Genomic DNA, 13848 nt, shown 5'->3' with positions numbered 1-13848 from the left:
TAAATTTTAGCAAGAGGGCAGGAGAAACTGCAAGCAGGAAGAAAGGATGGCTTATAGTGAAACGCGAAGAATATAAGCAAATGAGGAAAAAGGGGAAACGGTTAAGGAATACGTTCATAGGGTTGGGGAGCTTTTTATTCGTCATGGCCATAGGTCTGCTTCTGCTCATGTTCGGAGGACGCTTCTTCGTTTCCGAAGATGCAATGACCCTTGATGCAGCGACTACAGTAGTTGCGGATGGAGAAGAGATAGAAGAGATCTATTCCACAAATCGGAGTCCCATATCCTTGGAGGAGGTGCCCGAATTTCTGCAGGAAGCCGTGGTGGCTACCGAGGACAGCAGGTTCTATGAACACTCGGGTATTGACCCCCGTGGCATAGCGAGAGCTCTTTACCGCGACGTTTTAGCGTGGGAGAAGGTGGAAGGAGCCAGTACTATCACCCAGCAGGTAGCAAAGAATTTATTTTTCTCCAACGATAAATCGTGGCTCAGAAAAACAAAGGAAGTAATGGTAGCTCTGTACCTGGAGCGGAATTATACGAAAGATGAAATTCTTGAACTTTATTTGAACTCGATTTACTTCGGTGAAGGAACCTATGGAGTGGAAAAAGCAGCAGAGCGTTATTTCTCAAAGCCTGTACCGGAGCTGAACGAAACGGAATCGGCTCTCCTGGCCGGCCTCCCGAAAGCCCCAAGCAATTATTCACCGATAGCAGATCCCGAAGCGGCCAAAGACAGGCGCGACACGGTTCTGTTCAGGATGGAAGATGAAGGGTACATTACGAAGGAAGAAGAAGAAGCACTCTCCAACCGACAGGTGGAATATACTGAAGAAGCACCTGTCGGCGCGACATGGTCGAATGCTTACGTAAACGTCGTGGTTCAGGAAGTGGTGGATCGTTACGGTGTTTCAAGAGAGGCACTGAAAACGGAAGGGTATGAAATAGAAGTGAATATGAATCCGGAAGCCCAGCGGATAGCTTATGAGACGATGAAGGATGGGAACTACGCGTCCGGTTCTGTCGAAGGGGTGGAAGCGGCTTTTGTGCTTACAGATAAAGAAGGGAAGGTGACGGCTCTTACCGGGGGAAGAGAGTATGAACACGGGGAGATGAACCATGCCCTCACCAAACACCAGCCCGCATCCGTAATGAAACCGCTGGCAGTGTACGGTCCCGCCTTAATGGGTGATACTTACAGCCCTTATTCCGTACTGAAAGATGAGAAGATCAGTTACGGGGGTTATATTCCAAAGAATCTGGACGGGTACGAAGGGCAGGTGACGTTATATGAAGCCCTTGTCAAATCGAAAAACGCTCCTGCAGTATGGCTGCTGAACGAAATAGGCGTGAAGGAAAGTAAGAGCTATCTTGAAAAACTCGGTCTTGCCACTGAAGACGACGACCTCTCCATCGCTCTCGGAGGAATGTCGGAAGGATACAGCCCGATGGAGATCGCCGGCGGCTATCAGGCTGTCGGGAATGACGGGGAACGGGTGCCGCTTAGAACCGTTTCCACCATTACGGACCGGACCGGTGAAACCGTGAAGCCGAAGGAAGAAATAGAAGCTGTGCGCGTCTTCAGTGAAAAAACAGCTTTCCAGCTCCGGGAAATGCTTGAGACCGTAGTGAGTTCCGGCACGGCCCGTAATGGAAGCTACAGTGGTGCACTTGCAGGAAAAACCGGCACTGCGCAGCATCCGGAGGTGGAAGGCAAGAACAGAGACGTGTGGTTTGCAGGCTTCACCCCCAATTATGCTATGAGCATGTGGATGGGGTACGGAGATTCGGGAAGTGACTATTACCTTGAGGATTCAAGCAGCGTACCGGTGTCGCTTACGAAACAGATGCTTACAAATCTTAAAGAAGTGCTCGACCCGGGAGAGGAATTTACCGATCCTGAAGGTCTTACTTCTCTGGAAGAACCGGTGGAGCTGCCTCGGAATATTCAACTGGAAGGTTCCATCGACATCGGTGGATGGACGCTGGTGCGCGGGAAACTCGATTGGAACACAGACGAAAAAGATGAAGATGTAACGTACAGAATTTATCGTAAAAAAGGTGAAGAAAAGGAACTGATAACAAAGACGAAGGAGACCAGCCATACGATTCAGAGCTTCGGACTTTTTGATTCACGGACGTATTACGTCGTGCCTTTTGATCCGGAATCGGGAAGAGAAGGGGAGCCGTCCAATGAAGTAACACTGGAATGGTAGACTCCCGCTCTTTTCAGAGTATGAACGTAAAGGTGAAAGAGACACATCTGTCAGAAGGTACAAAATAGTGACAAATGTGGCTTATCGCTATACACCAGGGCACATAATCGTTATAGTTGGAATCGGATAGAATATAAAGGAGTCAGGTGCTATATGACTAATTCATTTAACGACACAATTTTAAAAGCATTCCGCGGGGAGCCGACAGAGCATACGCCCGTGTGGTATATGCGTCAGGCCGGACGTTCCCAGCCGGAATACAGAAAACTGAAGGAGAAGTACGGGTTGTTTGAGATCACTCATCAGCCTGAACTGTGTGCTTATGTAACAAGGCTGCCCGTTGAGAATTACGGTGTTGATGCAGCTATCCTGTATAAGGATATTATGTCGCCGCTCCCTGCACTCGGTGTAGACGTGGAAATAAGAAAAGGGGTAGGGCCGGTCATTCATAATCCTGTCCGGAACCGTCAGGATGTGGAGAATCTTGGGGAAATCGACCCGCAATCGGACGTTCCATATGTATTGGATACGATCAGCCTTTTGACGAAAGAGCAGCTTAACGTTCCTCTGATCGGCTTCAGCGGTGCACCATTCACGCTGGCCAGCTATATGATCGAAGGCGGCCCTTCGAAAAATTACCATAAAACGAAGTCACTGATGTACAGAGATGAAGAAACGTGGTTTTTACTTATGGATAAACTCGCTTCGATGATCATTACGTATGTCCAGTCCCAGGTGAAAGCCGGCGCCCGAGCCATCCAGATTTTCGACTCGTGGGGCGGAGCTCTTCATGCTGCGGATTACCGGAAATTCATCAAACCTGTCATGGACCGGATTTTCCGCGAATTGAAGAAAGAAGGAGTACCGCTGATTCTTTTCGGTGTGGGCGCTCCGCACCTGCTCGGGGATTGGGATGAGCTTCCTATTGACGTACTTGGGCTGGATTGGCGTACCTCTATTACAGAGGCCCGGGAGATGGGGATTCAAAAACCTCTCCAGGGAAATCTTGATCCTGCAGTCCTTCTCTCTGAATGGGATGTTATTGAAAGCCGGGCAAAATCCATACTGGATGAAGGGCTGAAACACGGTCCCCATATTTTCAATCTCGGTCACGGTGTTACTCCGGAAATTAAGCCGGAAACGTTAAGAAGACTGACCGAACTGGTACACACATATTCCAAAAACAATTAAGGGGTGTTCACGGAAATGGCGAATAAACAGGTAGGTTTACTTGTAATGGCGTACGGCACGCCTTACAAAGAAGAAGATATTGAGCCTTATTACACGCATATTAGAAAAGGGCGCAAGCCTTCGGAGGAAGCGCTTCAGGATCTTAAAGACCGCTATGAAGCGATCGGGGGAATTTCTCCACTGGCCCGTATAACGGAAGAACAGGCAGGGGCGCTCCGCAATGAGCTGAATGGCATGCAGGAAGATGTGGAGTTCAAACTTTACATCGGTCTGAAGCACATAAGCCCGTTTATCGAAGATGCAGTCGATCAGATGGCCAAAGATGGAATCGAAGAAGCTGTTTCGATCGTACTCGCCCCGCACTACTCCTCTTTCAGCGTCAAGTCTTATAACGGACGTGCCCAGGAGAAGGCAGAGGAACACGGAATCCGGATCAGCTCTGTGGAAAGCTGGTACAGCCACCCGACGTTTATCGATTTCTGGAAAGAAGGGATTCTTCAGGAATATGAAAAAATGGAGGAAGATGAGAAGCAGAAAGCCTGTCTGATCGTTTCCGCCCACAGTCTTCCGGAGAAGATTCTTCAGGGAGGAGACCCGTACCCGGACCAGCTGCGGGAGACGGCTGAACTGATTTCGGAAGCTACCGGCATCAGCCAGTATGAGATTGGCTGGCAGAGTGAAGGAAATACTCCTGATCCGTGGCTCGGCCCGGATGTTCAGGATTTGACCAGGGATCTCTTTGAGCAGAAGGGCTACACTTCCTTCGTTTACGCGCCGGTAGGTTTCGTGGCAGACCACTTGGAAGTGCTTTTTGATAATGACTATGAATGTAAAGTCGTGTGTGACGAGGTGGGGGCGAATTACTACCGCCCGGAAATGCCTAACACAAATCCGAAGTTCATAGAAACGCTTGTCGATGTGGTCTGGTCCAAGTGGAAGGAAGAGAAATAGAATGAGCAGAAAAACGGTTGTGATAGGCGGCGGGATAACGGGGTTATCTGCCGCTTATTATTTACAGAAAGCCGGCGTGGATACGGAGCTTGTGGAGAAAACGGAACGTCTCGGCGGGAAGGTAAGAACTTTCCATAAGGACGGGTTTACGATTGAAAGAGGGCCAGATTCCTTTCTTGCCCGTAAAACAAGCATGCTTGAACTGGCTGAAGAAATCGGGATGGGGCAGGAAGTGGTCAAAAATTCGACCGGAAATGCATATATTCTGGCGAAAGGGCGATTGAACCGTATGCCTCAGGGATCCCATATGGGAATTCCGACGAGAAAACGGCCGCTCTTGAAGTCCACCCTGTTTTCCGGAAGAGGAAAAGTGAGAGCTCTGCTTGAGCCCGGTAAACGGGTGAAGGAAACGACCGGGGATGAGGCTCTTGGTTTGTTTCTAAGGCGCAGGCTCGGGAATGAAGTAGTAGAGAACGCGGTGGAACCGCTTCTTTCCGGGATTTATGCCGGAGATATCGATCGTCTGAGTATGGACGCCACTTTTCCACAGTTCAGAGAAATCACCGAAGAGTATGGAAGTCTGGTCAAAGGGCTGAAAGATACCGGTACTGCCCCCCCTGTGAGAAAAAAGAAAAATAGGGAAAAACCGAGTGCCTTCCGCTCGTTCGCCGGCGGACTTTCGGGTTTCATCGACGCTCTGCAGGATGCGCTGAAACCGGGGAGCGTTCAGCTGTCCAAAGGTGTGGATCACATCGAGAAGAAAGAGCACGGTTATCACATACTGATGAGTGACGGGGAAGTGAAACAGGCAGACGATATTATTCTGGCTGTTCCCGCTCCAGCAGCTGCAAAAATGCTTGCTCATTATGACTGGACGGAACCTCTGAAACAGATGAAAGCAACATCGGTAGCCAATGTCGCTATGGCTTTTGATAAATCAGCCATCAAACAGGATATCGACGGTACCGGGTTTGTAGTATCAAGAACGACAGATGACTACCGGATTACGGCATGTACGTGGACGCATAAAAAGTGGGCTCATGCAGCACCTGAGGGGAAAGCGCTGCTCCGCTGTTATATCGGAAAGCCGGGGGACGAGGAAGTCGTTGATAAAACAGACGAAGAGATCAGGGATATCGTTATGAAGGATCTGAAAAAAATAATGGATATCACCGACCAGCCTGACTTTTTCGTCGTCACCCGTTGGCACAATGCGATGCCCCAGTACAGTGTAGGGCATAAAGAACGTCTGAATCAGGTCACGAACCATATGAAGAGAGATTTGCCGGGTGTTCAGCTTGCAGGCGCCCATTACTACGGCATCGGTCTCCCTGACTGTATCGATCAGGGGAAAGAAGCAGCCGGACGAATTATTGAAAGTGAATAATAAAAAAGCTTACAGTCAATCCGTACATAGATTGCTGTAAGCTTTTTAGTAACAACTGTTATATAGTAGCGGGTATAGGAACGGGGCTGTCGCTTCACAAGTCTCGGAAACATTCTGTTAAAATGAAAGAAAGAAGCAGCAACCTGCTCCCTTCTTTGATTTATTCATCTGACATTAAAGAGCGGGACCTTCACAGTCATGACACGTATTACCGTAGCAGTCCGCCTGCTCCTGGATTACGTCTCCACATTTGGCACACTGTTTTTTAGGCAAGTTACGGAAGAATTCAACGACGTTCATCATAAGGGTAATGCCTCCTCTGTTTTTATGTTAAATTCATTGTATTATAACAGAAGCGAGAAAGCAACAGGATGTTATAAAACAATTCAAAATAGGACTAAAGAATTATAAAAGGAGGAATATTATGAATATTACAACTATCGGATACTGGGGAGCTTACCCTGCCCAGAACAGCGCGACATCCAGCTATGTAATAGAGGAAAATGGTTTTCGACTGCTTCTGGACTGCGGCAGTGGAGCGCTTTCCCGTCTTCAGGGGTATGTGCCTTTAAGTTCCATCGACGCTGTCCTCATTTCCCATTACCATCATGACCACATAGCTGATATTGGTGTACTGCAACACGCCTGGCTTGTACAGACTCTGCTGGAAAAAGTGAATGGAAAACTTCCGGTCTACGGGCATGAAGAAGACATGGATGGCTTCACCGCTTTGTCCTCTTCCTACACGGAGGCGATCCCTTACGATCCCGATGAACCCGTGACGATAGGGCCCTTCACCATTTCTTTCCTGAAAACCGATCATCCTGTTCCGTGCTACGGTATGCGGATTTCAAATGGTGAATCGGCCATCGTCTATACGGCAGATACCTGTTATCAGGAAGAGTGGATCGATTTTTCCAGGAAAGCGGATCTTTTGATTGCCGACACCAGTTTTTACAGAGGAATGGATGCCCGGTCGGCCGGTCATATGACCAGTGAGGAAGCGGCTGCAATCGCTGTGAAAGCGGATGTAGAAGAGCTCTGGCTCAGTCACCTTCCGCATTTCGGCAACCATTCGAAGCTGAAACAGGAAGCTGCGGACGTGTTTCAGGGAGAAGTGAAATTGGCGGAGGAAGGATTGAAGTGGACGGACGAGTAATTGCTAAGAAAGCCCCTCTCCCTTATACTTGAGATAAGTAAAAATTGACAGGAAAGGATGAGAATCTTGCTCTTCATCGATAACGAAGGTATTTATGATCCGACTATTAATCTTGCTATTGAGGAGTACGCACTTAAAAACCTCGATATCAGTGAAACGTACTTACTGTTTTATATTAATGAACCGTCCATCATTATAGGAAAAAACCAGAATGCTGTAGAAGAAATCAACACTGATTTCGTAGAGGAGAATGGCATTCACGTCGTTCGTCGTCTTTCCGGGGGCGGAGCAGTGTATCATGATAAAGGGAATCTTAGCTTCAGCTTTCTTACCAGGGACGACGGAAACAGCTTTCATGATTTCGCAAAATTCACCAAACCCGTCGTGGAAGCACTCAAGCAGCTCGGTGCTCCTGCAGAATTATCAGGCCGAAACGATTTGACGATAGAAGGCCGCAAAATTTCCGGGAACGCACAATTCACGACAAAAGGCCGGATGTTCAGTCACGGTACGCTCATGTTCAATTCCGAAGTGGAAAATGTAGTACGCAGCCTTAACGTGAAGTCGGAAAAAATCCGGTCGAAGGGTATTAAATCGATCCGCAGCCGGGTAGCGAATATTTCCGAATATCTTCCGGAAGGAACGACTATGGAAGAGTTCAAGTCGATGATACTCCGCTATATTTTCGATGTGGAAGATGTGAAGGATGTGCCTCAGTACAAACTGACCGAAGAAGACTGGAAGGGTATCAGAAAGCTTTCGGAAGAACGTTACCGCAACTGGGACTGGAACTACGGAAAGTCACCGAAATCAAATATAAGCCAGACGAAGCGTATTGAAGGCGCAGGAACGTATGACATACGTCTTGATGTAGATAAAGGATATATTAAAAACGCTAAAATCTACGGCGACTTCTTCGGAATCGGGGATGTTTCTGATGTGGAAAATCGTTTAATAGGGACAAAATATGAAAGAGAAGCAATCAGGAAGTCAGTCGAAGACATTGACCTTCCCCACTATCTCGGTAAGATTAATGAGGAAGACTTTTTAACGATTGTGTATTAATCAAACAGGCCCGGCTCCGGAAAGAGTCGGGCCGTTTTGTAGAAAGAAATGCACCACAGTTGAATACGAAAAGTAGGAGGTCCAAATGATGATTACCTGGAGTGAAGAGATAACGATTGATGCAAATATTGAAACAGTATGGGAACTTTTTAAAGATAAGAACATCACCAGGATTATGCCGCAAGTGGAAGAACATGCTCTCATTGAAAAAGAAGAGAACGAGGTAGGAGCAAGGCATCGTCAGACCTACAGGGAAGGAAAGAGAACGGAGACATATATCGTGACGACTTTAGCCTGTGAAGACAGGGAAGAGCACAAACTGAAAGAAGTGACATTCACTGTAGGACGTGCTTTTGATATAAAGACTTCCTATACTTTTCAAAAACTGGCAGGAAACAGAACGAGACTCATTTATGAAGGGACCAATGAGGGTGCCAGCGTTTTAGGGAAAATAATGCTGAAATTCGTCAGGGATAAGAGTAACAGAAAAGTGGTGCATGAGTTTCTGGAAAGAGTGCGGGAGGAAGCGGAGCAGGAGGAAGAAAATGTTCGTTCGGAAAGTTGATGAACAAACGGAACTGCGGCTCGTGGAATTTTTCGACGCAGGTGAACTGTTCGAAATAGTTGAGGAAGAACGGCACTACTTACAAACCTGGCTTCCATGGGTAGAGAATACCCGGGAAGTGCGGGACATGGAAAATGCGATAAGGAATTTTCGTCGCGGTTATGCCGAATATGAAAGTATGACCGCAGTCGTCCTTTTTCAGGGAGAGATCGTCGGAGTGGTAAGTTTCAACGAACTGGACTGGACGAATCGCACCACTTACATAGGGTATTGGCTTCGGAGAAGGTACCAGGGGAGAGGGATAATCACGAAGTCCGTCAAATCACTGATTACCTGCGCTTTTTCTACATTCGGTATGAACAAAGTGATTGTCCGGGCCTCTGTGGCAAACGAAACGAGCCGGGCCGTCGCAGAACGTCTCGGGTTTACGAAAGAAGGGGTCTCCCGGTCCGGCGCCCGTATGAATAATCATTTCATCGACCAGGTAATTTACGGAATATTAAAAAAAGAATGGAAATAAATTTGCGAATAGTCTGGCAATAATTTATAATTTAAGTTGATATTCCTTATAATGAATGATTATTCATTCATTTAATAAAAGAAGGGGGAGGCACCTATGAACGTAAGTGAACGTTTAAGCTTGACAGCCCGGGAAATGCCGGGGAAAGATGCGTATATTTTTCAGGGAGAGAGGACGGATTACCGGACTTTCGATGCTAAAGTAACTAAATTCGCAAGTGCTCTCGAAGATGCCGGTTTCGAGAAGGGGGATCACGTAGCTCTTATCAGTGGCAACAGTCCTGTGTTTATGATTGGCCTTTACGGCGCTCTTCGTGCAGGTCTCAGCGTCATTCCTATCAATCCTACGTACACTTCCAAAGAAATGAAGTATATTTTAAAAAATGGCGATGTCAAAGGGGTTATAACGCTTGATGTTCTTGTAAGTCAGCTGGATGTAGTGGATGATGAATTGGATGTCACCCATTATTTCGTTGCGGATACCGGGGCAGATATTGATTTGGAAGCTTTTACTATCTCCCCAAAAATGAAATCGTTTACAAAAACAGTAGAGCAAGGATCAGCTTCATTCACTCCTCCTTCGCTGGATGATGATGACCTGGCGGTTATTCTGTATACCTCCGGGACGACCGGGAAGCCGAAAGGAGCGATGCTTACCCACAAAAACATCTATTCGAACGCAAAAGATGTGGCCACCTATCTGGAAATAAGTGAAGAGGACCGTGTAATTGCAACGTTGCCTATGTTTCACGTGTTCTGCCTGACCGTGGCGTTGAACGCTCCGATTGTAAATGGAGGAACGATTATAGTCATCCCTCAGTTCTCACCGGGAGAAGTGTTCAAAGCTGCGAAAGAGTATGAAGCTACTGTGTTTGCCGGTGTACCTACGATGTACAATTACCTGCTGCAGACTGGAGATGGCCAGGAAAGCACATTTGAAAATATGCGTATCAGCGTTTCGGGAGGGTCCTCTCTGCCGGTTTCTCTCCTCGAAGCTTTCGAGAAAAAATTCAACGTACGGGTGTCGGAAGGGTACGGCTTATCGGAAGCTTCTCCCGTGACGGCTTTTAATCCTTTAGACAGGCCGCGGCGGGCCGGTTCTATAGGACAGAATATCACTAACGTTGAGAATAAAGTCGTTGATGAGCTAGGCCAGGAAGTACCTGCCGGAGAAACAGGCGAGCTCGTCGTCAAAGGGCCGAACGTGATGAGGGGTTATTATAAAATGCCGGAAGAAACAGCGGTAACGATTAAAGACGGCTGGCTGTTCACCGGAGATATGGCGCGTGAGGATGAGGAAGGGTATTTTTATATCGTGGACAGGAAAAAAGATCTGATTATCGTCGGCGGATATAACGTTTACCCGAGAGAAGTGGAGGAAGTCCTCTATCAGCATCCGGAAATTACGGAAGCAGCTGTAGTCGGAGAACCTCATCCGGAGATGGGGGAGGCAGTGATCGCTTTCGTCGTTTCAGATAATCCTTCTCTGAATGAAGAAGCTGTTATTGAATACTGTAAGCAGGAAATGGCGAAGTATAAACTGCCGAAGCGCATAGAGTTCATGGAGGAACTTCCTAAAAATACGACCGGTAAAATCTTAAGGAAGAACCTGCGTGATCATTTACAACAAAGCTAACAGATGTCTGTTGTCAGTTAATAGAAATATCGCAGACACATATGCGGTAGACCGCAAAAAGCTTTCGGTGAGATTTTTTAAAGGCTGTATTATAATGAAAATTGAGAAAGGCAGTTTAAATAACTGTCTGCATGAAAGAAAAGCCTTTGTACACTAAAGAGCCTTTTCATTCATGTAAACCCCTCACTCAAAAGTTAATCAGTCGTCTCTTTTGGCCAATGCTCTCCGTAGCATTGGCTCTTTTTTAGGTTGAACAGAGATAAGAACACCGAGTGCGGGATAGCGTTGATCGAATACCTCTTCGGAGAAGTCACTTCCTCTCGTAATCCACCATGTATTCTTCTTTAGTAATATAAAATTCTCTGTCGGGGCGGTGGGTTATCAAACCGAGGCGCTCCAGTTTGTAGCAGTTAACCCGTCGATAAGGGTCATCTTCAATGACGGGCAGTTCTTTTTCCTGCTGAACGTAAGCATCCACTGCCCGCTGCATCATATCGATATCTTTTGCGAGCTGAAGGTTTTCCTCTTCAAATACTTCGTAAGTTTCCCGGGACATGTAGAAAGTCTTCCTCGGTTTTCCTTCGATGAAGTGAGCAAGAAGCTCATAGTCGATGGTTAGGTCTTCATTAATGATTACACTTAAAGGTACCCTGTCCGATTTTTTTTCGGCATAATCGTTGATGGCTTTTCGTATATCATTCAGGGATAAGTCCATAGTTTCCAGTTCTCTGGGGGCAGATTTCTTTTTCTTTCTCCGAATCCACATAGCACTCTCCTCCGGTATTTTACTGTTATTATAACAAATACGGTGAAGATGTTGGAATTTTCGGAAGAAAATAACAGGAACGTAGACGGTTCGAAAATAATCTGCTATATTTAAAAAGCAATTACTGTACTCACAAGGAAGGGATATGATAACCGTGAAAGAAACGTTGAAAACTGAATATGAAGTAAACGAACGTACAGTTGCTCTCATCGCCATAGAGGAAGAGGGGAAAATCAGAACGAGGGTGATGGAAGTGGAAGATTCATTTATAGTGGACCTGCCCCCCACGAAAGTGATCGACAACTCCTGTAAGTATTTTGGAAGCAACCTCTCCGGTAGAATTTCCGGCACAAAAGCTATTACGAACTACACACACAAATCCCCCATCGTCATCTCCGGGATGCTGAAGCTCTATTACTTCCCGACCATGTCCCCTTCAAGACTTGAATGCTCCTGGATTTCCCACAGTTTTGTACGTGATTTCGCCCCCGGCCAGACCGATCCCAGAAAAACGAGAGTTCAATTTGTAAACAAATTGTGTGAAGAATTACCTGTCTCCCCCGGCGTATTTTCGAACCAGCTGGAACGCACCGCCCAGTTCAGGCTCATGTACGAAAAACGATTCACTTCTACTGTGAGACATTCTTTTGTTTCAGAGCCTTCTCCATCAGTTCCCATAAGATGAATTCCACTTTCCTGCGGATAGCCGGATTGAAATAGTTTCTCTTTTCCTCATAACCTGCAGCCATAAAGGAAAAAGTGGTAAAGGCTTCGTGCCTTGAGGTTTCAATAACGTAAACCTGATGTGTATCCATAAATGAACGAAGACGCTTTCTTTCTTCCCTGGCACACACTTCCATTTTACCGAGCAACTCGAGGTAAGGTTCTTTAATCTTGTGGGCGCCATTCGCTATATGCCGCCGGTCCTGTTTTATGACAGTGATCGCCATTGTCAGGAACAGGTAGCGGGAGGCTTTATCAAGTTGTTTTTCTTTCAGGTGAGCCATGCCACGACCTCCTCTCATTCATTGCGAACATGTGTTCTTATGTGGTAGTATATCATAGAACCCCTTCGCTTATGCAATCCAATTTTCGAAAGTGACACGGTAGGCAGAAAAGAAGAATTCCAGTAAAATAAAATTACTATAGATAAACAGAGTAGGATGAACCTTTATGCCAACGCTTGAGGAATTGAAATTGCTAGCTGAAAATGATCAATTGTTCGATTACGCTATACGGCAACTGGAGAGGCTGGAGCGCTTTGGTCCGCTTCCCGGTATAGTTCTGCCTCTTATCGAAGCTTTTCTCCCTGTTTTGCCGCTCATAGTATTTGTAGTTGCCAATGCCGTGGTATACGGTCTTATTAAAGGATTTCTCTACTCATGGATCGGAGCTGTGGCAGGAGCCGTACTTGTCTTTCTTGTAGTACGCGGTCTCGGACGTCGACGTTTTTTTCGTTTTTTGAGAAAGAACCGTCAGGTAAAACGGGTGATGGTGTGGGTTGAAGAGCACGGATTCGGTCCGCTGTTTCTTCTCATGTGCTTTCCTTTTTCCCCTTCCGCCATCATTAATGTCGTTGCAGGATTGTCCGGAGTGAAGACCAGAGACTTTTTACTGGCTGCTGTACTCGGGAAATCCGTAATGATTTTTTCGATAACGTTCGTCGGTGACAGCATCACCTCTTTTACTTCGAACCCTGTCAAAACTATTGTTGTGCTTATCTGTATCAGTCTTTTCTGGCTCCTCGGTAAATATTTGGAGCAGCGGCTGGCGACACGTGCCAGAAGGAAGAAGGGTTGAACCGGACCTCTCCCGGGTAAATTACCAGTATTAAACCCTTTGGAGGAAACGGAATGAATAAACATAAATATCTGTTTCGTGCGGTCATTCTGGCAGCCCTTGTGGCGGTGGTTTTCCGCACTTTTATCTTCGCAAGTTACATTGTGGACGGGGAGTCGATGGAGCCTACGTTATATGATGGTAATCTTTTAATGGTGAATAAAGTCTCCTACGAATGGACGGAAATACATCGGCAGGACGTCATCGTTTTTCATTACAACGAAAAAGACGACTATGTGAAAAGAGTAATCGGTCTCCCGGGGGATGAGATAGCCGTGAAAGACGACGAATTATACGTTAACGATGAACGGTTGGAAGAAACGTATCTTGATAAGCTGCGTCCGGAAGACGGGGAAGTGTTCACCTCCAGTTTCACGCTCGAAGGAATAACAGGAATACCGACAGTCCCTCCGGGTAAACTCTTTGTTCTCGGGGATAATCGCCGGCACAGCCTGGACAGCCGCAGCTTCGGTTTTATCGATTCAGCTTCGGTGGTCGGAAAAGTGTCAATACGTTACTGGCCGATGTCACAGGTGGGTGTAACATTTCAATGA

The 13848-nt window shown here is 46.7% G+C and carries 15 protein-coding genes; 12 read left to right on the top strand and 3 right to left on the bottom strand.

The features are described 5' to 3' along the window. The first annotated feature begins 56 nt into the window (after positions 1–56). The 4 genes from BLU03_RS02985 (at position 57) to hemY (ending at position 5745) form a co-directional block, all read left to right on the top strand. Positions 57–2216 carry a transglycosylase domain-containing protein gene (locus BLU03_RS02985; protein WP_093105485.1) on the top strand — a complete coding sequence of 720 codons (2160 nt, stop codon included), beginning with the start codon at positions 57–59 and terminating at the stop codon, positions 2214–2216. A 153-nt stretch (positions 2217–2369) separates the two neighbouring features. After that, positions 2370–3407, top strand: coding sequence for a uroporphyrinogen decarboxylase (hemE, locus tag BLU03_RS02980; RefSeq protein WP_093105482.1), 1038 nt, complete (start codon positions 2370–2372; stop codon positions 3405–3407). Positions 3408–3422: 15 nt separating this feature from the next. Then, positions 3423–4358 (top strand): ferrochelatase, encoded by a 936-nt coding sequence (gene hemH / locus BLU03_RS02975; protein ID WP_076569100.1) that lies wholly within the window; start codon positions 3423–3425, stop codon positions 4356–4358. Position 4359: 1 nt separating this feature from the next. Next, positions 4360–5745, top strand: coding sequence for a protoporphyrinogen oxidase (gene hemY / locus BLU03_RS02970; protein WP_093105480.1), 1386 nt, complete (start codon positions 4360–4362; stop codon positions 5743–5745). Between the two features lie 174 nt (positions 5746–5919). Here hemY and yhfH read toward each other — a convergent pair whose 3' ends face one another. After that, positions 5920–6048: a protein YhfH gene (yhfH, locus tag BLU03_RS02965; RefSeq protein ID WP_008590165.1), complete on the bottom strand. Its 129-nt coding sequence runs from the start codon at positions 6046–6048 to the stop codon at positions 5920–5922. A gap of 121 nt (positions 6049–6169) precedes the next feature. Here yhfH and BLU03_RS02960 point away from each other — a divergent pair, with 121 nt between their 5' ends. From BLU03_RS02960 to BLU03_RS02940, 5 genes are all read left to right on the top strand, one after another. Next, on the top strand, positions 6170–6904 hold the full coding sequence (locus tag BLU03_RS02960) for an MBL fold metallo-hydrolase (RefSeq protein ID WP_093105477.1): 735 nt from the start codon (positions 6170–6172) through the stop codon (positions 6902–6904). Between the two features lie 66 nt (positions 6905–6970). Then, positions 6971–7969, top strand: coding sequence for a lipoate--protein ligase (locus BLU03_RS02955; RefSeq protein ID WP_008590161.1), 999 nt, complete (start codon positions 6971–6973; stop codon positions 7967–7969). 85 nt (positions 7970–8054) lie between these two features. After that, the gene (locus tag BLU03_RS02950; protein WP_234972545.1) at positions 8055–8534 is read left to right on the top strand and encodes an SRPBCC family protein; all 480 of its coding nucleotides are present in this window, start codon (positions 8055–8057) and stop codon (positions 8532–8534) included. Then, complete coding sequence (locus tag BLU03_RS02945; RefSeq protein WP_176765385.1) at positions 8515–9054, top strand: GNAT family N-acetyltransferase; 540 nt, start codon at positions 8515–8517, stop codon at positions 9052–9054. Before BLU03_RS02950 ends, BLU03_RS02945 begins: the two co-directional genes overlap by 20 nt. Before the next feature lie 96 nt (positions 9055–9150). Further along, a complete protein-coding gene (locus tag BLU03_RS02940) occupies positions 9151–10689 on the top strand; it encodes a fatty acid--CoA ligase family protein (RefSeq protein ID WP_093105472.1) in 1539 nt (512 codons plus the stop codon). A 310-nt stretch (positions 10690–10999) separates the two neighbouring features. Here the strand turns inward: BLU03_RS02940 and BLU03_RS02930 are convergent, their stop codons facing one another. Beyond that, entirely contained in the window at positions 11000–11455 is a 456-nt protein-coding gene (locus BLU03_RS02930; protein WP_008590153.1) for a DUF3939 domain-containing protein, read from the bottom strand. 145 nt (positions 11456–11600) lie between these two features. Between BLU03_RS02930 and BLU03_RS02925 the strand changes: the two genes are divergently transcribed. Continuing rightward, the gene (locus tag BLU03_RS02925; RefSeq protein ID WP_084193812.1) at positions 11601–12140 is read left to right on the top strand and encodes a competence protein ComK; all 540 of its coding nucleotides are present in this window, start codon (positions 11601–11603) and stop codon (positions 12138–12140) included. Here the strand turns inward: BLU03_RS02925 and BLU03_RS02920 are convergent. Next, positions 12085–12462 (bottom strand): hypothetical protein, encoded by a 378-nt coding sequence (locus tag BLU03_RS02920; protein ID WP_076569114.1) that lies wholly within the window; start codon positions 12460–12462, stop codon positions 12085–12087. The genes BLU03_RS02925 and BLU03_RS02920 overlap by 56 nt on opposite strands. Positions 12463–12628: 166 nt before the next feature. On the opposite strand from BLU03_RS02920, the gene BLU03_RS02915 reads away from it, so the two are divergent. Both BLU03_RS02915 and lepB read left to right on the top strand, forming a co-directional pair. Then, positions 12629–13255 (top strand): TVP38/TMEM64 family protein, encoded by a 627-nt coding sequence (locus BLU03_RS02915; RefSeq protein WP_093105469.1) that lies wholly within the window; start codon positions 12629–12631, stop codon positions 13253–13255. Between the two features lie 53 nt (positions 13256–13308). Then, positions 13309–13848 carry a signal peptidase I gene (gene lepB / locus BLU03_RS02910; RefSeq protein ID WP_093105466.1) on the top strand — a complete coding sequence of 180 codons (540 nt, stop codon included), beginning with the start codon at positions 13309–13311 and terminating at the stop codon, positions 13846–13848.

The organism is Salimicrobium album (assembly GCF_900107115.1).
GTDB classification, from domain to species: domain Bacteria; phylum Bacillota; class Bacilli; order Bacillales; family Halobacillaceae; genus Salimicrobium; species Salimicrobium album.
The sequence above is the reverse complement of the archived record's forward strand: the minus strand, read 5'-3'. Positions and strand labels throughout refer to the sequence as shown.

Excerpts from the sequence above, each read along its gene's own strand:
- BLU03_RS02960 (WP_093105477.1), top strand. The coding sequence starts at position 6,170 with ATGAATATTACAACTATCGGATACTGGGGAGCTTACCCTGCCCAGAAC.
- BLU03_RS02925 (WP_084193812.1), top strand. The coding sequence starts at position 11,601 with ATGATAACCGTGAAAGAAACGTTGAAAACTGAATATGAAGTAAACGAA.
- BLU03_RS02915 (WP_093105469.1), top strand. The coding sequence starts at position 12,629 with ATGCCAACGCTTGAGGAATTGAAATTGCTAGCTGAAAATGATCAATTG.
- BLU03_RS02940 (WP_093105472.1), top strand. The coding sequence starts at position 9,151 with ATGAACGTAAGTGAACGTTTAAGCTTGACAGCCCGGGAAATGCCGGGG.
- hemH (WP_076569100.1), top strand. The coding sequence starts at position 3,423 with ATGGCGAATAAACAGGTAGGTTTACTTGTAATGGCGTACGGCACGCCT.
- BLU03_RS02945 (WP_176765385.1), top strand. The coding sequence starts at position 8,515 with ATGTTCGTTCGGAAAGTTGATGAACAAACGGAACTGCGGCTCGTGGAA.
- yhfH (WP_008590165.1), bottom strand. The coding sequence starts at position 6,048 with ATGATGAACGTCGTTGAATTCTTCCGTAACTTGCCTAAAAAACAGTGT.
- lepB (WP_093105466.1), top strand. The coding sequence starts at position 13,309 with ATGAATAAACATAAATATCTGTTTCGTGCGGTCATTCTGGCAGCCCTT.
- hemE (WP_093105482.1), top strand. The coding sequence starts at position 2,370 with ATGACTAATTCATTTAACGACACAATTTTAAAAGCATTCCGCGGGGAG.
- BLU03_RS02920 (WP_076569114.1), bottom strand. The coding sequence starts at position 12,462 with ATGGCTCACCTGAAAGAAAAACAACTTGATAAAGCCTCCCGCTACCTG.
- BLU03_RS02930 (WP_008590153.1), bottom strand. The coding sequence starts at position 11,455 with ATGTGGATTCGGAGAAAGAAAAAGAAATCTGCCCCCAGAGAACTGGAA.
- BLU03_RS02950 (WP_234972545.1), top strand. The coding sequence starts at position 8,055 with ATGATGATTACCTGGAGTGAAGAGATAACGATTGATGCAAATATTGAA.
- hemY (WP_093105480.1), top strand. The coding sequence starts at position 4,360 with ATGAGCAGAAAAACGGTTGTGATAGGCGGCGGGATAACGGGGTTATCT.